This window comes from Streptomyces sp. PU-14G (genome assembly GCF_041028275.1).
In the GTDB taxonomy this organism is placed as follows: Bacteria; Actinomycetota; Actinomycetes; order Streptomycetales; family Streptomycetaceae; genus Streptomyces.
This window is the reverse complement of record NZ_JASKYT010000009.1, coordinates 14,161-32,163: the sequence shown is the minus strand read 5'-3', so window position 1 is coordinate 32,163 and position 18,003 is coordinate 14,161. Positions and strand designations below refer to the sequence as shown.

The following is an 18,003-nucleotide window of genomic DNA, read 5'->3' as shown; positions in this document are numbered from 1 at the left end:
CAGTCGCGTCATGAGGGCAGGCACGCTTCGCGGGGCCGCGGCCATCGCGGGGATCGGGGCCACCGAGTTCTCCAAGCACTCGGGGCGCAGCGAGCTCCAACTCGCCTGCGAGGCCGTACTGGCGGCCCTCGCCGACGCCGGGCTGCGGCCCGCCGACGTCGACGGCCTCGTCACCTTCACCGCGGAGACCAACTCCGAGATCCACGTCGCCCGCAACACGGGCATGGGCGAGGTGACGTTCTTCTCCCGCGTCGGCTACGGCGGCGGCGCCGGCTGCGGCACCGTGCAGCAGGCCGCGATGGCCGTCGCCACCGGTGCGGCCGAGGTCGTCGTCTGCTACCGCGCCTTCAACGAGCGCTCCGGCGAACGCTACGGGCTCGGGCAGGCCGACCGGCCGATGGACACCAGCGCCGACCGCGCCGCCTACGCCTGGATGACCCCGTTCGGCCTCAACACCCCCGCCCAGTGGGTCGCGCTGTTCGCCCGCCGCTACATGCACGAGTACGGCGCCTGCGGCGACGACTTCGGCAGGGTCGCGGTGCTGGACCGCAAGCACGCCGCCACCAACCCGGCGGCCTGGTTCCACCAGCGCCCCATCACCCCGGAGGACCACCGCGCCTCACGCTGGATCGCCGAACCGCTGCGCCTGCTGGACTGCTGCCAGGAGACCGACGGCGGCCAGGCGCTGGTGGTCGTCTCGGCCGAACGCGCCCGCGACCTGCCCCATCCGCCCGCCCTGATCCACGGCGCCGCCCAGGGATTCGGCGCCGACCAGCACATGATGACCAGTTACTACCGGCCGAGCATCAGCGGCATCCCGGAGATGGGCCTGGTGGGGCGGCAGCTGTACGCGCAAAGCGGCCTCGGTCCCGCCGACGTCGACGCCGCGATCCTCTACGACCACTTCACGCCGCTGGTCCTGCCGCAGCTGGAGGAACTCGGCTTCTGCCCGAGAGGCGAGGCCAAGGACTTCATCGCGGACGGCCATCTGGAGGTCGGCGGCCGGCTGCCGGTGAACACGCACGGCGGGCAGCTCGGTGAGGCCTATCTGCACGGGATGAACGGCATCGCGGAAGGCGTCAGGCTGGTGCGCGGCACCTCGGTGAACCAGCCGGAGAAAGTCGCCCACGTCCTGGTGACCGCGGGCACCGGGGTGCCGACCAGCGGCCTCGTCCTGGGAGCCGACCGGTGACCGCGTCCCCGTGGCGCGGGTACGACCTGGGGGCCCGCACCGTCTCCTACACCGAACGCGACGCGATGCTGTACGCGCTCGCGGTCGGCGCCCACGCGGGCGACCTCGACCTGGTGTACGAGGAACGGCTGCGGGTGCTGCCGACGTTCGCGCTGACACTCGCGCAGTGGGCTCCCGACGCGCTCGGCTCGCTGGGCGCCTTCGACGTGACGACGGCCGTCCACGGCGCGCAGCGGCTGGCAGTGCGGGCGCCGCTGGCGCGCGCTGGGGAGGTGGCGATGAGCGCGCGCGTCACCGAGGTGTGGGACAAGGGTTCGGCCGCCGTCTTCGAGATCGAGGTGGTCAGCGACTGCTTCGTGGCGACGTGGTCGCTGTTCGCTCCCGGGCGCGGGGGTTTCGGCGGCGCGCGGGGACCCGCCGCGCCGCCGCGGCCCGGTGAGCCCGGTCAGCCCGCCGACCGCCGGCTGACCGTGGCGACCCACCCCGGACAGGCCGCGCTCTACCGGCTGCTGGGGGACCGCCACCCCATGCACGTCGACCCCGAGGCGGCCAGGGCGGCAGGTGTCTCCAGGCCGTTCCTGCACGGGCTGTGCACACTGGCGGCGCTCACGTTGCCGGTGGCCGGGGCGCTGGGAGCGCATCCGGCCGATCTGCTGGAGCTGGAGGGGCGTTTCGCCGCTCCCGCCTTTCCGGGCGACCGTCTGGTGGCGCACTGCTGGAGCGACGGTGACACGGCCGTGCGGTTCGAGGCGTCGGGGCCCGAGCGGACGGTGATCTCGGGCGGTCGTGCGCGGTTCGGGCCCGGGTAGACAGCGCGCCTGCGCGAGGGAGGGCGCCGCCGTTCGCCACTGGGCGGGACACCGCGCGGCCCACCACTGAGCGATGACACCCGCGCGGTCCACCACTGAGCGGGACACCCGCACGGCAGAACCAGAATTCATACTAGTTTCGCGCTCGCTGTGCCCACCACGCACGACGGGAAAGAGGACAGATGAGCTCGAAGATCAACCTGGCGGACCGCACCGCCGTCGTCACCGGCGCGGGCGCGGGCCTGGGCAGGAGCGAGGCGCTCGCACTGGCGGCGCACGGCGCCAGGGTCGTGGTCAACGACGTCGGTACCGGCGCGGAGGAGGTCGTGCGGGAGATCAAGGACCTGGGCTCCGACGCGGTCGCCGTGACCGGGGACGTCGGCGACTGGGCCATGGGAGACCGTCTCGTGAGGACGGCCGTGGAGAGCTTCGGCAGCCTCGACATCGTCGTCAACAACGCCGGCGTGCTGCGCGACAAGATGGTCTTCAACCTCACCGAGTCCGACTGGGACGACGTCATCCGCGTCCACCTCAAAGGCCACGCGGCCCTCTCCCGTGCGGCGGCGGCCCACTGGCGGGCCGCAAGCAAGGCCGCGGGCGGGCCCGTCTACGGACGTGTCGTCAACACCTCCTCCGAAGCCTTCCTCTTCGGCGCGCCCGGCCAGCCGAACTACTCCGCGGCCAAGGCCGGCATCACGGCACTCACCCTGGCGACGGCCCAGGGCCTCGCCCGCTACGGCGTGCGCGCCAACGCCCTCTGCCCGCGCGCCCGCACCTCGATGACGGCGGACGCGTTCGGTGCGGGGGAGACCGCCGGCGGACTGGACATCATGGCCCCCGAGCGCGTCGCCACGTTCGTCAGCTACCTGGCCTCACCCGCCTCGGACAGCGTCAACGGGCAGGTGTTCGTCGTCTACGGCGACATGGTGGCACTGCTGGCCCCGCCCACCGTGGAACGCAAGTTCACCGCGGCCGACGGTGCCTTCACGCCGGAGGAGCTCGACTCCCAGCTGACGCCGTACTTCGCCGGCCGCGACCCGTACCGCACCTTCGCCGCCTACAGCGTCTCCGAACTCGACACCACCGGCACACAGCAGCCGCCCACACCGCGATGACCCTTGCCGAGCCCGCCGTCGTACCGCTCACCGGGACGGGCCGCCCGGGACGCGCGGCCCGCACGGTCTCGTGAGGGGAGCACCAAGCCGCCGCCCGGCCAGCGCCCCGGTCCACCGGTCCCGGCGGGCCCCGGGAGCCCACGCAGCACCACAGGAAGGAAGCCGATGATCGACAAGGACGTGTACGGACCGTGGGCGGTCGTCGCCGGCGGCTCCGAGGGCGTGGGGGCCGCCTTCGCCCACCGGCTCGCCGACGCGGGCCTCAACCTCGTGCTCATCGCCCGCAAGCCGGAGCCCCTGGAGCGGACGGCTCGCGAGGCCCGCGCCCGTGGCGTCGAGGTACGCACCCTCCAGCTCGACCTCCTGGAGGAGACCGCGCCTGCCTCGCTCCGCGCCGTGACCGACGACCTCGATGTCGGACTCCTGATCTTCAACGCGGGCGCGAACACCTACGGCCACGAGTTCGTCACCGGCGACCTCGACCGCTTCCAGGGCGTGCTCGGGCTCAACATCGCCTCACAGCTCGCCCTCACCCACCACTTCGGCGCACGGATGAGGAAACGCGGCAGCGGCGGCATCATGCTGGTCGGCTCCCTGGCGGGCTACATGGGCCAGGCGCAGGTGAGCGTCTACTCGGCGGCCAAGGCCTTCAGCCGGGTCTTCTCCGAGGGGCTCTGGCTGGAGTTGAGGCCGTTCGGCGTGCACGTCCTCGAACTCGTCCTCGGGGTGACCCGCACCCCGGCGATGGAGCGTGCGGGCCTGCGCATGGACCTGCCGGGGCTCAACGTCGCCGAACCCGACGATGTCGCCGGTGAAGGTCTGGAGCACCTGGCGGACGGACCCGTGTGGGTCGCGGGTGGGAACGGGGCGGCGGCCGAACAGCGCAGCACCCTCCACGACCGTGCCGCACTGGTCCTCGGCGCCCAGGAGGCCTCCCGGCGTCTCCTGCCCGCGGAGTGACGGCATGCCGGACAGCGCCGCGACCACCATCCCCGGCGTCCTCGCCTCCGCAGCGCGCACCTACCCCCAGGCGGAGGCGGTGGTCGACGGCCGGGTGCGCCTGACCTACCGGCAGCTGCACGACGAGGCGCTGGCGGTCACCAGAGCGTTGCTGGCACTGGGCATCGAACGCGGGGACCACGTCGCTGTGTGGGCGCCCAACAGCGCCCGCTGGATCGCCGCGGCACTCGGCGTCGCGGGCGCGGGAGCGGTGCTGGTCCCCGTCAACACCCGCTACAAGGGCGACGAGGCCCACTGGGTGCTGCGGCGCAGTCGCGCACGGCTGCTGCTGGTCGAGGACGGCTTCCTCGGCAACGGCTACCTCGCCATGATCGGGCTCGGGACAGGCAGCGATACGGGCGCCGGCGCCGGCAGCGCTCGGCCCGCACCCGGACTGCCCGCTCTGCGGCACGTGGTGGCGCTCGACCACGGGGACGGGGAGCGGGCGGGCGCGATGACATGGGAGGCGTTCCTGCGCCACGGCGCCCGGGTCTCCGAACGGGAGGCGGTCACGAGGGCGGCGGCCGTGCGGGAGGACGACGTCTCCGACGTGCTGTTCACCTCGGGCACCACCGGCAGACCCAAGGGCGCGAGGACGACACACGGTCAGAACGTGCGGACCTACCGCGCCTGGTGCGAGCGGACCGGGGTCCGGCGCGGCGACCGCTACCTGATCATCAACCCGATGTTCCACTGCTTCGGCTACAAGGCGGGCGTCCTCGCCTGCCTCCTCCGGGCGGCGACCATGGTCCTGCAACCGGTCTTCGACGTGAGAAAGACGCTGCGCCTCGTCCAGGACGAGGCCGTCACCGTCCTGCCGGGACCGCCCACGGTCTACGTCTCCCTCCTGGACGCGCCCGACCGCGCCGCGTACGACCTCTCCACGCTGCGCCTGGCGGTCACCGGCTCCGCCGCGGTGCCGGTCGCCCTGGTGCAGCGGATCAGGACCGAGCTGTTCCCCGTCGTCCTCACCGCCTACGGGCTCACCGAGTCCTGCGGGACGGTGACGGCCTGCTCCATCGAGGACGACGACCACGCCGTCGCCGGCACCGCAGGCCGCCCACTCGACGGCGTGGACGTGGTGGTCGCCGACGCCGCACGCCGCCCCCTGCCGCCGGGGCAGGACGGCGAGATCCTCGTGCGCGGCTACAACGTGATGCGCGGCTACCTCGACGACCCGCAGGCGAGCGCCGAGGCCGTCGACCGTGACGGGTGGCTGGCCACCGGAGACGTCGGACACTTCGACGGGCACGGCAGACTCGTCCTCACCGGGCGGTCGAAGGAGATGTTCGTCGTCGGCGGCTTCAACGTCTACCCCGCTGAGGTCGAAGCGACCCTCACCCGGCACCCCGCCGTCTCGGAGGCCGCCGTGATCGGGGTGCCCGACACCCGCCTCGGGGAGGTCGGCCGCGCCTATGTGCGGCTCCGCCCGGGCGCCGAGGCCACGCAGCCGGAACTCGTCGGCCACTGCCGCGAGCGGCTCGCGAACTTCAAGGTCCCCCGCGAGGTCGTTCTCGTCGAGACCTTCCCGCGCAACGCCTCAGGCAAGATCCGCAAGACGGAACTGGGCGGTCCCTCCCGATGACCCGGGGCGCCGGGGCGCACGGAACCGCGCACGCAGCAGGCCCGCACACACGGCAGAAGGAGGACGGCACGGTGGGGAACACGGTGGTGGAGGCGGTGCGCGGCCTGGTCCCGGCCATCGCCGACCGGGCACAGGACACCGACACGGCAGGGCGGGTTCCCGAGAAGACGGTCAGGGAACTGACCGACGCCGGTGTCTTCCGGATGCTCCAGCCCCGCCTCCACGGCGGCCTCGAAGCCGATCCGGTGGCCTTCTACGAGGCGGTGCGCGCCGTCTCGGCCGCCTGCTGCTCCACCGGATGGCTCGCCTCCGTGCTCGGAGTCCACCCCTGGCACCTCGCCCTGTTCACCGGGCAAGCCCAGGACGACGTGTGGGGGAGCGACCCCGACACGCTGCTCTCGTCCGCCTACGCACCGGTGGGCCGCCTCACCCCGGCAAGGGGCGGGTACGAGCTCACAGGGCACTGGAGCTTCTCCTCGGGGTGCGAGTACGCCCGGTGGGCGCTGCTCGGCGCCCTGGTGGTCGGCGACCAGGGCAGGCCCGTCGACTTCATGACGGTGCTCGTCCCCCGCACCGACTACCGGATCAACCAGGTGTGGGACGTCGTCGGACTGCGCGGCACGGCCAGCAACGACATCCTGGTGGACAAGGCGTTCGTCCCCGCGCACCGGGTGATACGCAACTACGAACAGGCGCAACTGGCAGGCCCAGGACAGCAGGTCAACCCGGGGCCGCTGTACCGGATCCCCTTCGCGGCCGTGTTCACCACAGCGGTCACCGCCCCCGTCCTCGGCGCGGCGGCGGGCGGGTACGAGTCCTACCTCTCCCTGATGCACGAGCGCGTGCGGCTCAGCCTCGGTGGCGGCCGGTTCGCGGAGGACCCCTACGCCCAGGTCGCCCTCGCCCGGGCGGCGTCCGACATCGACGCGGCGATCCTGCAGACGGACCGCAACATCGAGGAGCTGACCACCCACGCGGCCGAAGGCCGTGACATCCCGATGGAGTTGCGGCTGAGGACCCGCAGGGACCAGGTGCGCGGCACCGAACGGGCCGTCGCGGCGATCGATCTGCTCTTCAAGACCGCGGGAGGCAACTCGCTGCGGCGCGGCAACCCGATCGAACGCGCCTGGCGTGACGCCCACGCCGGCAGCGTGCACGTGGCCAACGACATCGAGCGGACCCTGGCCATGTACGGCCGGGGGGCCTTCGGACTGACCGTCGAGGACAACCTGGTCTGAGCCCTACGGGAGCCCGGCCGACGCCGCGGCGAGGTACCTGGCGGGAAACTCGCCACCGCCGTGGACCGCCAGGTCGGCACCGTTGACGTACGAGCCGAACGCGCCGGCCAGGTACAGGCAGGCCCGGGCGACGTCCTCGGGGACGGCCATCCGCTCCATGGGGATCACCCGCGCCACGCTGCGACCGCCGTCGTCCCCGTAGACCGACGCGGCGGCCTCGGTGCGGATCAGCCCCGTCGTGATGTGGTTGACGCGGACCCGGGGTGCCCACTCCAGCGCCAGCGCGCGGGTCAGGCCGAGCAGCCCGGCCTTGGCCGCCGAGTACGCCGCCGTGCCCGGCTGCGGGTCGTGCGCGGAGACGCTGCCGATGTTGACGATCGCGCCGCCGTCGCGCTGTGGCTGCATGATCCGGTTCGCCGCCTGGGCGACGTGGAAGGGAGCGAGCAGGTTCAGCGCGACGATCCTCTCGACGAACCGGGGCGACACGCTCGCCGCGTCGGCGCTGGGGGAGCCGCCCGCGTTGTTGACGAGGACGTCGAGGCGCCCGAACCTGTCGGCCGCGCTGTCGACCAGCGCGGCGGCGGCGGCCGGGTCCCGTACGTCGGCCGGTACGAACACCGCGCGGCGCCCGTGGGCCGACGGCAGCTCCCGCGGCGCACCGCGCCCGCAGACCACCACGTCCGCGCCGGCGCTCAGGAACATTGCGGCGATGGCGCGCCCGATCCCCTTGGTGCCGCCTGTGACCACCACACAACGCCCGGAGAAGTCCACCGGGTTGCTGAGCTCCATGTCCCGCCCTTCCGCTTGCGTCCGCCGGGAATCCCCTCGGTGCACGCGCGAACCTAATCCCCGAGGCCGCCCAGGGGCGCGGGACTCCCGGTGAACGGGAGGAGCGGGGGACAGGCGTGCCCACGGGACGGTCAGCGGCGGCGGCCCCGGCGCACGTAAGGTCACCCGGGGGCGTTCGAGCGGGCGCCGAGCAGCACCTCGCACGCGAGCCGGATCTCGGTCTCCGTCTCGGACATCGACGAATGACCGTTGATGGCGGAGACCAGGAGTCCGTGCCAGCTCTTCATCAGCAGCCGGATGAGGCGGTTGTCCCGGTCCGTCGGCTCGGTCAGCCCGAGCAGACCCAGCACCGTGTGGTGCACCTTGGCCTCGATGCCGGCGGCTTCGGTGACGGTGGCGGCGTGCGCGGCGAAGTTGCTCTGCATCATCGCGCCGGCCAGCCGCGGCGTGTGCAGCATGTGCCGCGTCGACCGCAAGAGCGTCTCCGCGACCGCGTCGACGGGGTCCCCTGCGGCGTCGACCCGCGGCGAACCCTCGCTCATCCGCTCGACCTGGGAGGCCATGATGGCGGTGAACAGATGTGTCTTGGAGGGGAAATAGCGGTACAGCGTGGCGATGGCGACGCCCGCCTCCTTGGCCACGTCGTGCATCTGCACATGCTCGAGGCCGCGTTCGGCCCCGAGACGGGCCGCCACGCACAGGATGCGTTCGTGCCGGGCCTTCTGCCCGGGCGACTGGGGTTCCGCTGCCGGTCTGTCCTCGGCGATTCGGGGCACGGTTCCTCTTCCCGGCTCGTGATCGCGACTTCCAGCACCTCATGTTAACGGCGTGCCGTCGCGCCGGCGCCGGGAGCCTGTGAGGCACGCAGGCCGGTACCGCTCAGTGGGACCGGCGTGGGCGAGGGGGGAAGCCTGCTGTTTTCTGGCGCCACAAGTCGGCGATTCCGGGAGGTCGGGCCGTGGCGCGGGAATGGGACGAGGAGTACGACGTCGTGGTCGTGGGATCGGCCGGCGGAGCCCTGACCTGCGCCTATCTGTGCGCCCACGCCGGTCTTTCCACCGCCGTGGTGGAGAAGACCTCCCGGATCGGTGGGATGGCCGCGTACTCGGGGGCAGCGCTGTGGCTTCCCGGCTCGCACGTGCAGCGACGCGAGGGCGTCGACGACTCCACGGAGTCGGCACGCACCTACCTGCGCGCGCTCCTGGGCGAGGACGACGCCGAGAAGCGGGAGGCCTTCCTTGCCGAGGCCCCGGCCCTCGTCCGCCGGCTGGAGGACGACCCCGCCATCGCGTTCAGACACCAGGTCTTCCCCGACTACTACGAGCGGCCCGGGCGGGTACCGGGAGGACGTTCGGTCGTTCCCGTGGACCTCGACCCTGGGGAGCTCGGCGACCTGCTCCGCCTCGTCCGGCCCCCGGTGGACCGCGACCGGGCCGGCCAGGGGAACGACGCGTCGGTGCCACTGGCCGGTGGCCGCGCGCTGATCGCCCGGCTGCTGCTGGCGTACCACCGCACCGGCCAAGGCACCGTCCGCACACGCACCCGCATGGACGACCTGGTCACGACGGGCGACCGGGTGACCGGGATCGTCGCCACCCGCCAGGACGGCCGGCGGTTGCGCATCAGGGGGCGGCGAGGCGTTCTGCTCGCCGGCGGTGGCTTCGAGCACAACGACGAGCTGCGGCGCGACCACGGCGTACCGGGCAGCGCCGCCTGGAGCATGGCTCCGGCCGGAACCAACACCGGCGAGCCTCTGACCGCGGCTCTCGCTCTCGGTGCGGCGACCGATCTGCTCGACGAGGGCTGGTTCTGCCCGGGCATCGTCATGCCGGACGGGCAGCCCGCGTTCGTCTGCGGTCTCACCGGTGGCCTCGTCGTCGACGCGCACGGCACCAGGTACGCCAACGAGTCACTGCCGTACGACCAGTTCGGGCGGCAGATGGCCGCCGACCCGGCTCGGACACCTTCCCACGTCCTGTTCGACGACCGCACCGGCGGGCGGTTGCCGGGTGTCGCGCTGCCGCCGCCGGGGGAGGCCGCCGCGCATCTCGCCGCCGGAACACTCGTCAAGGCCGGCACCCTGGAGGAGCTGGCCGGACTGATCGAGGTGCCCGCCGACGCGCTCACCGCCACCGTCGAGCGGTTCAACGGGTTCGCCGACAGCGGCGAGGACGAGGACTTCGGCCGCGAGCGGGACGAGTACGGACACTGGTTCGGCGAGCCCGTGCTGCAACCGGTCCGCAAGCCGCCCTACTACGCCGCGCGGCTCGTCCTCTCCGACCTGGGCACCAAGGGCGGCCTGGTGACGGACGTGGCGGGCCGGGTGCGCAGAACGGACGGCACGACGCTCGCCGGCCTGTACGCCGCGGGCAACACGAGTGCGTCGTTCACCGGGTCCTGCTACCCGGGGCCCGGCATGCCGATCGGCACCTCCATGGTCTTCGGGTCGCTGGCGGCCAAGGACCTCATCGGCTGAGCGGAACCGCTGACCGGCGGGTGGCGCGCGGCCGTCCGGTACCGCTGAGTGGGATCTTTCCGCGGCCTGGGGGACCGCACTGTTCAACTCGACCGCACACCGTGCCGAAGCGGTCGCTTCGGCGGAAGGGAAGGCCACCATGACCACTGCGGACGACGTTCGCTCCATCGAGGCGGACGCCCTTCCGACGCGCTTCGCCCGTGGCTGGCACTGCCTGGGACTCGCCCGGGACTTCACCGACGGAAAGCCGCACACCGTCCGTGCGTTCGGGCAGAAGCTGGTCGTCTGGGCCGCCTCGGACGGCACCCTGAACGTGCTCGACGCCTACTGCCGGCACATGGGCGGCGACCTCTCGCGCGGCACGGTGGAGGGCGACGACATCGCCTGCCCGTTCCACGCCTGGCGCTGGGGCGGAGACGGGCGCTGCACCCGCGTTCCGTACGCCCGCCGCGTACCGCTGCGCGCACGGACGGCGGCGTTTCCCACCGTGCAGCAGGACGGCCTGCTGTTCGTCTGGAACGACCCGGAGGGCAAGCCGCCCCCCGAGGACGTGACGGTTCCCCGGATCGCGGGCGCGACGAGTGACGAGTGGACGGACTGGTCCTGGTACTCCGTCGAGATCAAGGGAGCGAACTGCCGCGAGATCATCGACAACGTGGTGGACATGGCGCACTTCTTCTACGTGCACTACTCGTTCCCCACGTACTTCAAGAACATCTTCGAGGGCCATACCGCGACCCAGATCATGAAGGGCGTCGCCCGCGAGGACGTGCGCCGGCCGCAGGCCGAGGGGAGCGGAGCCCCCACCGTGCTCGGCCAGTCCTCGGTCGCGACCTACCACGGCCCGTCCTTCATGACGGACGACCTCACCTACCACTACAGCGACGGTGACGTGGACTCCGTGCTGGTCAACTGCCACTACCCGATCACCGCCGACTCCTTCATGCTGCAGTACGGCATCGTCGTGCAGAAGGCCGGACACCTGGGCGACACCGCGGAGGACGTGGCCGCGAGGATGGGCGAGTTCATCAAGATCGGCTTCGAGCAGGACGTCACGATCTGGCAGCACAAGGCCAGGATCGACAACCCGCTGCTGTGCGAGGAGGACGGTCCCGTCTACCAGTTGCGCCGCTGGTACGAGCAGTTCTACGTCGACGCGGCCGAGGTGCGCCCCGAGATGACCGACCGGTTCGAGTTCGAGATCGACACGACGAAACCCAACGCGGCGTGGCGGGCGGAGGTCGCCGAGAACCTCGCGCAGCGAAGCGGCGGCACCGGGACCGACGCGACCGCCGCCCCCGCAGAGAGCCGGCCGGTCTGATGGCCGTCCGGTCCGACAGCCGGTTCCTCGACGCCCCGATGGTGCCCGTCGGCTGCCGCGCGTGCGGCGCGGTGGTGCGCGTCCGCAAGAGCACCTGGGACCAGACCAGCGTCCAGTGGGACGCCGAGGCGCTGGCCTCCTGCACGGAGCGCCGGTCCTGCGGCCCGGGACCCGGCCCCGGCGGGCGGGTCTTCGCGGGATGCCGGGCCCTCGCGGCGGCGATCCGCGAGGCCGCCGTCCTCGGCGAGGTCCGCGTGCAGTCCGAGGGCGGGGAGAACGGCACAGAAATCCTCCTGGAGAACCGCCCGGAGAACCGATGAGTTTCCGGCTCCCCGGTCGTCAGTCCTGTGAAAGAGCCGGACCGCACGACTGAGGAGAGCCCGTGATCGACCTGAAGCCCGCCTGCCGTCGGATGACCGACGTGCTGGCTGGGGTCGACGACGCCCAACTGAACGATCCCACCCCCTGCACCGAGTACACCGTCCGCGGCCTCATCGACCACATCGACGAGGCCGCTCAGGCGCTCGCCGGCATCGCCCGGGGAAGTGCCGGCTCCGACGGCGCCGCGGCGGCCCCCGCCGCCGAGTCGGGCGCGACGCAGCCCGACGGCGGGCGCTTCGGCGACGCGCGGAGGGAGAGCACGGCCCAGAGCGTGCGGGCGCTCGGTGACGCCTGGGGCGACCCGGCGGCGTGGTCCGGGGTGACGGAAGCGTTGGGCGTCGAGCAGACGAACGAGCTGTGGGGCCGGATCGCCCTCACCGAGATGGTGGTGCACGGCTGGGACCTGGCCAAGGCGACGGGGCAGCTCTACGACCTGCCCCACGAGACGCTCCAGGCCTGCTTCGAGCACGTGCGCGCGTTCGTCCCGAACGCGCCCCTCGACGGGCTGTGGGGCCCCGCCGTCGAAGCGCCCGCCGACGCCCCGCTCCTCGACCGGTTGGTGGCCGTCACCGGCCGCCACCCGTGACCCCGCCCGAGAAGGGCGCTGCCGCCCCGTGACCCGTCGAGCACCCGACGGGGAGCGCGGGGCGTCAGCCCCACACGCGCGACACGGCGCTCCCGCTCAGGGCCTCTAGCCTCCTGGCCTGCGCGTCCGCCCGGTCGAGCAGGGCGGCGAGCGCCTCGGCGTCCAGGCCCGGCTCGCTGTCGGCGAGCTTGGCCAGCGTCCGCCAGCAGGACGTCTTGGCCTGCACGCCGAGCCGCATCGCCTCCAGTTCCAGCACGTCACTGAGCGGCGAGCGGGACGTCAGGCTGCCGTTGAGCTTCAGCCGCCCGGCCTTCTCGGCCAGCCATCCCGCGCGCACCCGGGACTGCCGTACGGGAAGGCCCAGCCGCGCCATGATGCCGATGAGCGTCTCGCGGTCCTCGGCGACCTCACGGGCCAGCTCCGCCAGCTCCGCGCCGGCCGCCCGGCCCCGGTGGGTCCTCGCCGTGCGGCGCAGCAACTCGGTGCCCGCGGTGGCCCCGGCGAGGTGGTCGTTGAGGTAGATGCTCAGGAGCGTACGCGGGGGCGGCATGGCACCTTCCTGGAGCTCTCAGGTCGCGGACGGTGGCCTCTGCACGGTGGTGAGGCACCGCTGGCTGACTTCCCCCGCGGCCCAAGCGGTATGTCCCGTCCCCCCGGGCTCACCCGACCAGCGGGCCGTCGGAAAGCCGCTCAGCGGGAGGCCCGGTGGGCGCGCCACCGGGTGCGGCGGCGCGCGCTCACGTCAGAGCCGCCGCGAAGCGGGTGGCCAGGGCGGCGGGTGCGGTGATGGCGGTGCCGACGATGGCCGCCCAGGCTCCCGCGTCGAGGGCCGCACGCGCGTCCGCGGGAGTGCGCAGTCGCCCTTCGGCGCAGACGGGCACCTCCGCGCGGGCCGCCAGATCGCGGACCAGGTCCAGGTCGGGTCCGGGCAGCTGCGGGCTGGAGGCGGTGTAGCCGGAGAGGGTGGTGGAGACCAGGTCGGCACCGAGCGCGGCGGCTCGTAGGCCCTCGTCGAGCGTGGAGACGTCGGCCATGAACAGCTTGCCCGCTGCGTGGACGGCGCGGATCGTCTCGGCGAGCGGGCGCCCGTCCGGGCGGGGGCGCGCGGTGGCGTCGGCGGCGACGACGTCGGCACCGGCGCGTGCGACCGCGCGCGCGTGGCCGGCGGTCGGGGTGATGTAGACGCCGTCGGCGCCGTCCTTCCACAGTCCGATGAGCGGCAGGTCCACGACGGCGCGGACGGCCTCGACGTCCTCCACGCCCTGGATGCGGACCCCCGCCACGGGGGCGCCCGCGCAGACGGAGGCGGCGATCGCGGCGATGTGGGCGGGGGAGCGCAGCGGGTCTCCGGGCGGTGCCTGGCAGGAGACGACCAGCCGGCCCCGCAGCCCGGCGAGCAGTGCGTCGGCGCGTGCGGTGGGCATCGTGGTGCGGCTCGGCAGTTCGCCGCCGGTCGCGGACTCGCTCATGGTGCGTCCTTTGTCGACGAGGGGGTGCGTACGTGTGCGGTGCGTGCGGGTGCGGTGCTTACCTGCGCGGTGCTTACCTGTGCGGCGCTTACCTGTGCGGTGCTTACCTGTGCGGTGCTCACCTGCGCGTGCCACCGAAACCGGCCGCCCGCGGGCGGTCCTCCCGCAGGAGAGCGGCGGCGCCGACGACGGCCGCACGGGGGCCGAGGGCGGCCGGCACGGGACGGAGGCGGGAGGGCCCTGGCAGCAGCTCCGCGGCGAACGCGTCGGTCAGGGGGCGCCAGAACGGCGCGCCGATGGAGGCGACTCCGCCGCCGATCACCACCCGTTCGGGGTCGAGGGTGTTGACCAGGCCTGCCAGTGCGCGACCCAGCGCGCCCGCCCCCTGGGCGAGCACGTCGCGGGCGACGGCGGTCTCCGCACCGCCCGCTCCGCCACCTTCCCCGGCCTCGCCGGCTTCCTCGGCTTCCCCCGCTTCCTCGGCCAGTGCCGCCACGTGCCGCAGGTCGACGGGGTGCGCCGCCCCGGTCCTTTCCGCGAAGCGGGCGGCGATGGCGGGGCCGGAGGCGATGGCCTCCAGGTGGCCTGCGCGTCCGCAGTTGCAGGGGCGCCCCGCGGCTTCGGGTACCGCGATGTGGCCGAACTCGCCGGCCGTCCAGTGCTCTCCCCGCAGCAGGCGTCCCCCGGTGACGATGCCGCCACCGATGCCGGTTCCCACGCTCACGTAGAGCGCGGTGGTACAACCGGCGCCGGCGCCGTGGACCTGCTCGGCCAGGGCGAAGACGTTGGCGTCGTTGTCGGCCGCCACCGGCATGCCGAGCCGCGCCTCCAACTCCGCGCCCAGCCGGGTGCCGGCCCAGCCGGGCAGCAGGTCGTTGGCGGAGACGACCGTGCCGTCGTCCCGGTTGATGACGCCTCCGGTGCCCACGCCGAGTCCCGAAGCACGCTCGTGTCCTGGCAGTTCGCGGACGGCCTGGGCGATGGCGTCCAGGACGGCCACCCGGCCTTGGGCGGCCGGGGTGGGCCTCACGGCCGACTCCAGCAGGGTGCCGTCCTCCGCCACCAGGCCCACGGCGATCTTGGTGCCGCCGACGTCGGCGCCCACGCGCGTGCGGTGTGCCGGGGGCGCGGTCTCCCGGACGGTCATGAGCGCGCCCCCCTGCGGACGGTGAAGCGGATGTCGTACCGGTCCGCGCGGTAGAGCGTGGTGGTCGCCTCGACGGGGCTGTCGCGGCGGTCGAGCCCCACCCGCTGCACCCGCAGGCCCGAGCTGCCGACCGGCACGCCCAGCAGCGCCGACTCGGTCTCGGCCAGATCCACGGCGCGCACGACCTGCTCGGCGGAGCTGATCTGGAGACCGTGGCGGTCGCTCAGCAGCTCGTAGAGCGACCCGCTCAGGTCCTCCTCGGCCAGCCCGGGGACCCGCTCGGCGGGCAGGTGGACGGTCTCCAGACACATCGGCGCCCCGTCGGCCAGCCGCAGCCGGCTGACGCGGACGACCTCCGCCTCCGGGTCGATCTCCAGCAACCCGGCCACCTGCCGTCCCGCCCGTACCGTCCCGGCGGCCAGGAGGCGCGAGGCGGGCTCCAGGTCGCGGTCGCGCATGTCCTCCGAGAAGGAGGTGAGGGCGAGGGACTTGGAGACCACCGGCGGTGCGACGAACGTGCCGGCGCCCTGCACGCGGTAGACACCGCCGGCGGCCTCCAGTGCGTCCAGGGCCTGGCGCACGGTGTTGCGGGAGACGCCGTGGCGGGCGGAGATCTCCCGCTCGGTGGGCAGCGGCGTGTGCGGGGGCGCGCCGGCCATCTCGGTCAGCAGCGTCATCCGCAGTTCCTCGTACTTCGCCTGTCTGGCCACGCTCGCCCCTCCTGTGGTGTGCGTCGTGCACGGCACCTCGACGACTAAAGGTACCAACCAATAGAGGAAATTTTACGAGAGATCTTGTGTAGAGCCAAGTCAGGTGCCAGATTGGTACCGTCCAATTGGGGGTGTTCCGGGGGATGTCGAGAAGGGACGCGTCATGACGTCACCCAGCGGTACGGTCGCACAGCGCGACGGAGCCGCCCTGAGGCCGGTCCTCGGCGTGACACTGGTGGCGGCGCTGGGCGGGCTGCTGTTCGGCTACGACACCGGCGTCATCTCCGGAGCGCTGCTGGCGATCGAGTCGGACTTCGGGCTGTCCGCGTTCAGCTCCGGCGTCGTCGTCAGCTCCCTCCTGGTCGGCGCGATGGCCGGTGCCGCCGGTGCGGGCGGCCTCGCCGATCGCCACGGGCGCCGCCCGGTCCTCGTCGCCGCCGCCGCGATCTTCACCGCCGGCGCCGTCCTCGCGGCCCTGGCGCCCTCGGCGGTGGTCCTCACGGCCGCCCGCGTGGTGCTCGGCCTGGGCATCGGCGTCGCCTCGAACCTGGTCCCGGTCTTCATCGCCGAGCTCGCGCCGCCCCGCTACCGGGGACGGCTCGTCGGGCTCAACCAGTTGATGATCACCTTCGGCATCGTCCTCGCCTACGTCGCCAACTACGCGCTGGAGGACGTCACCCACAGCTGGCGGTGGATGTTCGGGCTCGCCGCGCTCCCCGCGCTCCTCTTCGGCATCGGCATGGTGCTGCAACCCGAGTCACCGCGCTGGCTGGCGCTCAACGGCAGCCAGGAACGCGCCCGCGCCGTCCTCGGCCGACTGCGCGGACACCAGGACACGGCGGCGCTCGACACCGAACTGGCCGACATGGCCGCCGCCCCCACCACGACCGGGTCCCGCGCACGCGGTGCGGGGCGGTGGCGGGCCTTGGCCGCGCGCTCGGTGCGCCCTGCCATCGTCGCGGGTGTGGGTCTGCAGATCCTCGGCCAGGCGTCCGGGGTCAACACGGTGATCTACTACGCGCCGAAGATATTCGAGAGCAGCGGTCTGGGGTCGTCCTCCGCCATCCTGGCCACCGTCGGAGTCGGGGTCGTGAACCTGCTCATGACGCCCGTCGGGATGGCCGCCGTCGACCGCTTCGGCCGCAAGAAACTGCTGGCGAGCGGCGCCGCCGTGATGACGGCCGCACTCGCCGGGCTGGCCGCCACGCTGGCCGCCGGCGGCCAGGACTCCTCCTACGCCTGGCTCGCCGTGCTGTGCGTCGTCGTCTTCGTCGCCGCGGTGGCCACCACACTGAACGTGGTGGTCTTCATCATCCCCTCGGAGCTGTACCCGCAGCACATCCGCGGCACGGCCATGAGCGCCACGATGTTCTCCAACTGGACGATGAACTTCGTGGTCTCCCTCACCTTCCTGACCCTGCTCGACGCGCTCGGGGGCCCGAACACCTTCGCCCTGTACGCCGTCGTGTGCGCGCTGTTGACCCTCTTCGCGATCCGGCGCATCCCCGAGACGCGTGGCAAGAGCCTGGAAGAGATCGAACGCGAACTCGCCGCGCGCACGGCCTGAGACGCGGGGGCGGGCTTCGCACTGACAGCACGGACGTAGGACCCGTGGTCCGGCACGTGTGGTCCGCCGGACCGAGGCGTTGAGCCGGAGGAGCTGGTGAGATGGCCGCATGCGTGCTGCCCCACCTCCCCCTCCGCCGACTGCCGTACGCGACCGCCTGGCCCGTGAGGCGAACGTCTGGTTGTGCACCGTGCGTCCTGACGGGTCGCCCCACGTGACCCCTGTCTGGTTCGTCTTTCTCCAGGGCTGTTGGTGGGTCGGTGCGGACTCGGACGCGGTGAAGGTACGCAACGTCGTCAAGAGCCCACGTGTCTCCCTCTCGTTGGAGGACGGGCGGTTCCCCGCCGTGGCCGAGGGAGAGGCCGTGCTGCATCGCGGCCCGTTCCCCGCACATGTCACCGAGGCCTTCGCCGCGAAGTACGGATGGGACGTCTCTGCCCCGCGCCGGCCGGGCGGAAACCGGGTGCTGCTCGAAGTCCCTGTGCGCCGCTGGCTGCTCGCCGGCGCGGCCCAGTGAGACTGCGATGAACGCGCGCAGCCGGTGCGGCACACCGTCGCCGGCTCCGCGTCCGGCCCCACGCCGGTAGACGCGATCGGCCCCGCCGGCCGGGAGGCGTTC

The 18,003-nt window shown here is 73.0% G+C and carries 18 protein-coding genes; 12 read left to right on the top strand and 6 right to left on the bottom strand.

The genetic code is table 11. The features are described from left to right. The first annotated feature begins 10 nt into the window (after positions 1-10). The 6 genes from AB8Z75_RS02425 to hsaA all read left to right on the top strand — a co-directional run bounded on the left by AB8Z75_RS02425 (position 11) and on the right by hsaA (position 6,938). Positions 11-1,192 carry a lipid-transfer protein gene (locus tag AB8Z75_RS02425; RefSeq protein WP_369199659.1) on the top strand — a complete coding sequence of 394 codons (1,182 nt, stop codon included), beginning with the start codon at positions 11-13 and terminating at the stop codon, positions 1,190-1,192. Continuing rightward, on the top strand, positions 1,189-2,001 hold the full coding sequence (locus AB8Z75_RS02420; RefSeq protein ID WP_369199658.1) for a MaoC/PaaZ C-terminal domain-containing protein: 813 nt from the start codon (positions 1,189-1,191) through the stop codon (positions 1,999-2,001). The genes AB8Z75_RS02425 and AB8Z75_RS02420 overlap by 4 nt, the downstream gene beginning before the upstream one ends. 182 nt (positions 2,002-2,183) lie before the next feature. After that, positions 2,184-3,116 (top strand): 3-oxoacyl-ACP reductase, encoded by a 933-nt coding sequence (locus AB8Z75_RS02415; RefSeq protein ID WP_369199657.1) that lies wholly within the window; start codon positions 2,184-2,186, stop codon positions 3,114-3,116. A 165-nt stretch (positions 3,117-3,281) separates the two neighbouring features. Further along, a complete protein-coding gene (locus AB8Z75_RS02410; RefSeq protein WP_369199656.1) occupies positions 3,282-4,076 on the top strand; it encodes an SDR family NAD(P)-dependent oxidoreductase in 795 nt (264 codons plus the stop codon). Positions 4,077-4,080: 4 nt separating this feature from the next. Continuing rightward, positions 4,081-5,700 carry a FadD3 family acyl-CoA ligase gene (locus AB8Z75_RS02405; protein WP_369199655.1) on the top strand — a complete coding sequence of 540 codons (1,620 nt, stop codon included), beginning with the start codon at positions 4,081-4,083 and terminating at the stop codon, positions 5,698-5,700. A 71-nt stretch (positions 5,701-5,771) separates the two neighbouring features. Next, on the top strand, positions 5,772-6,938 hold the full coding sequence (gene hsaA / locus AB8Z75_RS02400; protein WP_369199654.1) for a 3-hydroxy-9,10-secoandrosta-1,3,5(10)-triene-9,17-dione monooxygenase oxygenase subunit: 1,167 nt from the start codon (positions 5,772-5,774) through the stop codon (positions 6,936-6,938). A gap of 3 nt (positions 6,939-6,941) precedes the next feature. Here hsaA and AB8Z75_RS02395 read toward each other — a convergent pair whose 3' ends face one another. Further along, positions 6,942-7,727, bottom strand: a complete 786-nt coding sequence (locus AB8Z75_RS02395; RefSeq protein ID WP_369199653.1) for an SDR family oxidoreductase — start codon at positions 7,725-7,727, stop codon at positions 6,942-6,944. 161 nt (positions 7,728-7,888) lie between these two features. Beyond that, the gene (locus AB8Z75_RS02390) at positions 7,889-8,503 is read right to left on the bottom strand and encodes a TetR family transcriptional regulator (protein ID WP_369199652.1); all 615 of its coding nucleotides are present in this window, start codon (positions 8,501-8,503) and stop codon (positions 7,889-7,891) included. A 182-nt stretch (positions 8,504-8,685) separates the two neighbouring features. On the opposite strand from AB8Z75_RS02390, the gene AB8Z75_RS02385 reads away from it, so the two are divergent. From AB8Z75_RS02385 to AB8Z75_RS02370, 4 genes are all read left to right on the top strand, one after another. After that, positions 8,686-10,203 carry an FAD-binding protein gene (locus tag AB8Z75_RS02385; RefSeq protein ID WP_369199651.1) on the top strand — a complete coding sequence of 506 codons (1,518 nt, stop codon included), beginning with the start codon at positions 8,686-8,688 and terminating at the stop codon, positions 10,201-10,203. Between the two features lie 139 nt (positions 10,204-10,342). Continuing rightward, entirely contained in the window at positions 10,343-11,524 is a 1,182-nt protein-coding gene (locus AB8Z75_RS02380; protein WP_369199650.1) for a Rieske 2Fe-2S domain-containing protein, read from the top strand. Next, entirely contained in the window at positions 11,524-11,844 is a 321-nt protein-coding gene (locus tag AB8Z75_RS02375) for a ferredoxin (RefSeq protein WP_369199649.1), read from the top strand. Before AB8Z75_RS02380 ends, AB8Z75_RS02375 begins: the two co-directional genes overlap by 1 nt. A 62-nt stretch (positions 11,845-11,906) precedes the next feature. After that, positions 11,907-12,491, top strand: coding sequence for a TIGR03086 family metal-binding protein (locus AB8Z75_RS02370; RefSeq protein ID WP_369199648.1), 585 nt, complete (start codon positions 11,907-11,909; stop codon positions 12,489-12,491). A 64-nt stretch (positions 12,492-12,555) separates the two neighbouring features. On the opposite strand, the gene AB8Z75_RS02365 is transcribed toward AB8Z75_RS02370, so the two are convergent. The 4 genes from AB8Z75_RS02365 to AB8Z75_RS02350 all read right to left on the bottom strand — a co-directional run bounded on the left by AB8Z75_RS02365 (position 12,556) and on the right by AB8Z75_RS02350 (position 15,817). Beyond that, positions 12,556-13,041, bottom strand: coding sequence for a hypothetical protein (locus AB8Z75_RS02365; protein ID WP_369199647.1), 486 nt, complete (start codon positions 13,039-13,041; stop codon positions 12,556-12,558). 187 nt (positions 13,042-13,228) lie between these two features. Further along, the gene (locus AB8Z75_RS02360) at positions 13,229-13,915 is read right to left on the bottom strand and encodes an N-acetylmannosamine-6-phosphate 2-epimerase (protein ID WP_369199675.1); all 687 of its coding nucleotides are present in this window, start codon (positions 13,913-13,915) and stop codon (positions 13,229-13,231) included. A gap of 163 nt (positions 13,916-14,078) precedes the next feature. After that, positions 14,079-15,107, bottom strand: a complete 1,029-nt coding sequence (locus AB8Z75_RS02355) for an ROK family protein (RefSeq protein WP_369199646.1) — start codon at positions 15,105-15,107, stop codon at positions 14,079-14,081. Beyond that, positions 15,104-15,817: a GntR family transcriptional regulator gene (locus AB8Z75_RS02350; RefSeq protein WP_369199645.1), complete on the bottom strand. Its 714-nt coding sequence runs from the start codon at positions 15,815-15,817 to the stop codon at positions 15,104-15,106. The genes AB8Z75_RS02355 and AB8Z75_RS02350 overlap by 4 nt, the downstream gene beginning before the upstream one ends. Before the next feature lie 163 nt (positions 15,818-15,980). Between AB8Z75_RS02350 and AB8Z75_RS02345 the strand changes: the two genes are divergently transcribed. Further along, the gene (locus AB8Z75_RS02345; protein ID WP_369199644.1) at positions 15,981-17,384 is read left to right on the top strand and encodes a sugar porter family MFS transporter; all 1,404 of its coding nucleotides are present in this window, start codon (positions 15,981-15,983) and stop codon (positions 17,382-17,384) included. 109 nt (positions 17,385-17,493) lie between these two features. Further along, positions 17,494-17,901, top strand: coding sequence for a pyridoxamine 5'-phosphate oxidase family protein (locus tag AB8Z75_RS02340; RefSeq protein ID WP_369199643.1), 408 nt, complete (start codon positions 17,494-17,496; stop codon positions 17,899-17,901). Positions 17,902-18,003 lie beyond the last annotated feature (102 nt).

Bases quoted from the DNA above. Each gene is read 5' to 3' on its own strand.
- AB8Z75_RS02425 (WP_369199659.1), top strand. From the start codon at position 11: ATGAGGGCAGGCACGCTTCGCGGGGCCGCGGCCATCGCGGGGATCGGG.
- AB8Z75_RS02415 (WP_369199657.1), top strand. From the start codon at position 2,184: ATGAGCTCGAAGATCAACCTGGCGGACCGCACCGCCGTCGTCACCGGC.
- AB8Z75_RS02410 (WP_369199656.1), top strand. From the start codon at position 3,282: ATGATCGACAAGGACGTGTACGGACCGTGGGCGGTCGTCGCCGGCGGC.
- AB8Z75_RS02405 (WP_369199655.1), top strand. From the start codon at position 4,081: ATGCCGGACAGCGCCGCGACCACCATCCCCGGCGTCCTCGCCTCCGCA.
- AB8Z75_RS02395 (WP_369199653.1), bottom strand. From the start codon at position 7,727: ATGGAGCTCAGCAACCCGGTGGACTTCTCCGGGCGTTGTGTGGTGGTC.
- AB8Z75_RS02380 (WP_369199650.1), top strand. From the start codon at position 10,343: ATGACCACTGCGGACGACGTTCGCTCCATCGAGGCGGACGCCCTTCCG.
- AB8Z75_RS02375 (WP_369199649.1), top strand. From the start codon at position 11,524: ATGGCCGTCCGGTCCGACAGCCGGTTCCTCGACGCCCCGATGGTGCCC.
- AB8Z75_RS02365 (WP_369199647.1), bottom strand. From the start codon at position 13,041: ATGCCGCCCCCGCGTACGCTCCTGAGCATCTACCTCAACGACCACCTC.
- AB8Z75_RS02360 (WP_369199675.1), bottom strand. From the start codon at position 13,915: ATGCCCACCGCACGCGCCGACGCACTGCTCGCCGGGCTGCGGGGCCGG.
- AB8Z75_RS02355 (WP_369199646.1), bottom strand. From the start codon at position 15,107: ATGACCGTCCGGGAGACCGCGCCCCCGGCACACCGCACGCGCGTGGGC.
- AB8Z75_RS02345 (WP_369199644.1), top strand. From the start codon at position 15,981: ATGACGTCACCCAGCGGTACGGTCGCACAGCGCGACGGAGCCGCCCTG.
- AB8Z75_RS02340 (WP_369199643.1), top strand. From the start codon at position 17,494: ATGCGTGCTGCCCCACCTCCCCCTCCGCCGACTGCCGTACGCGACCGC.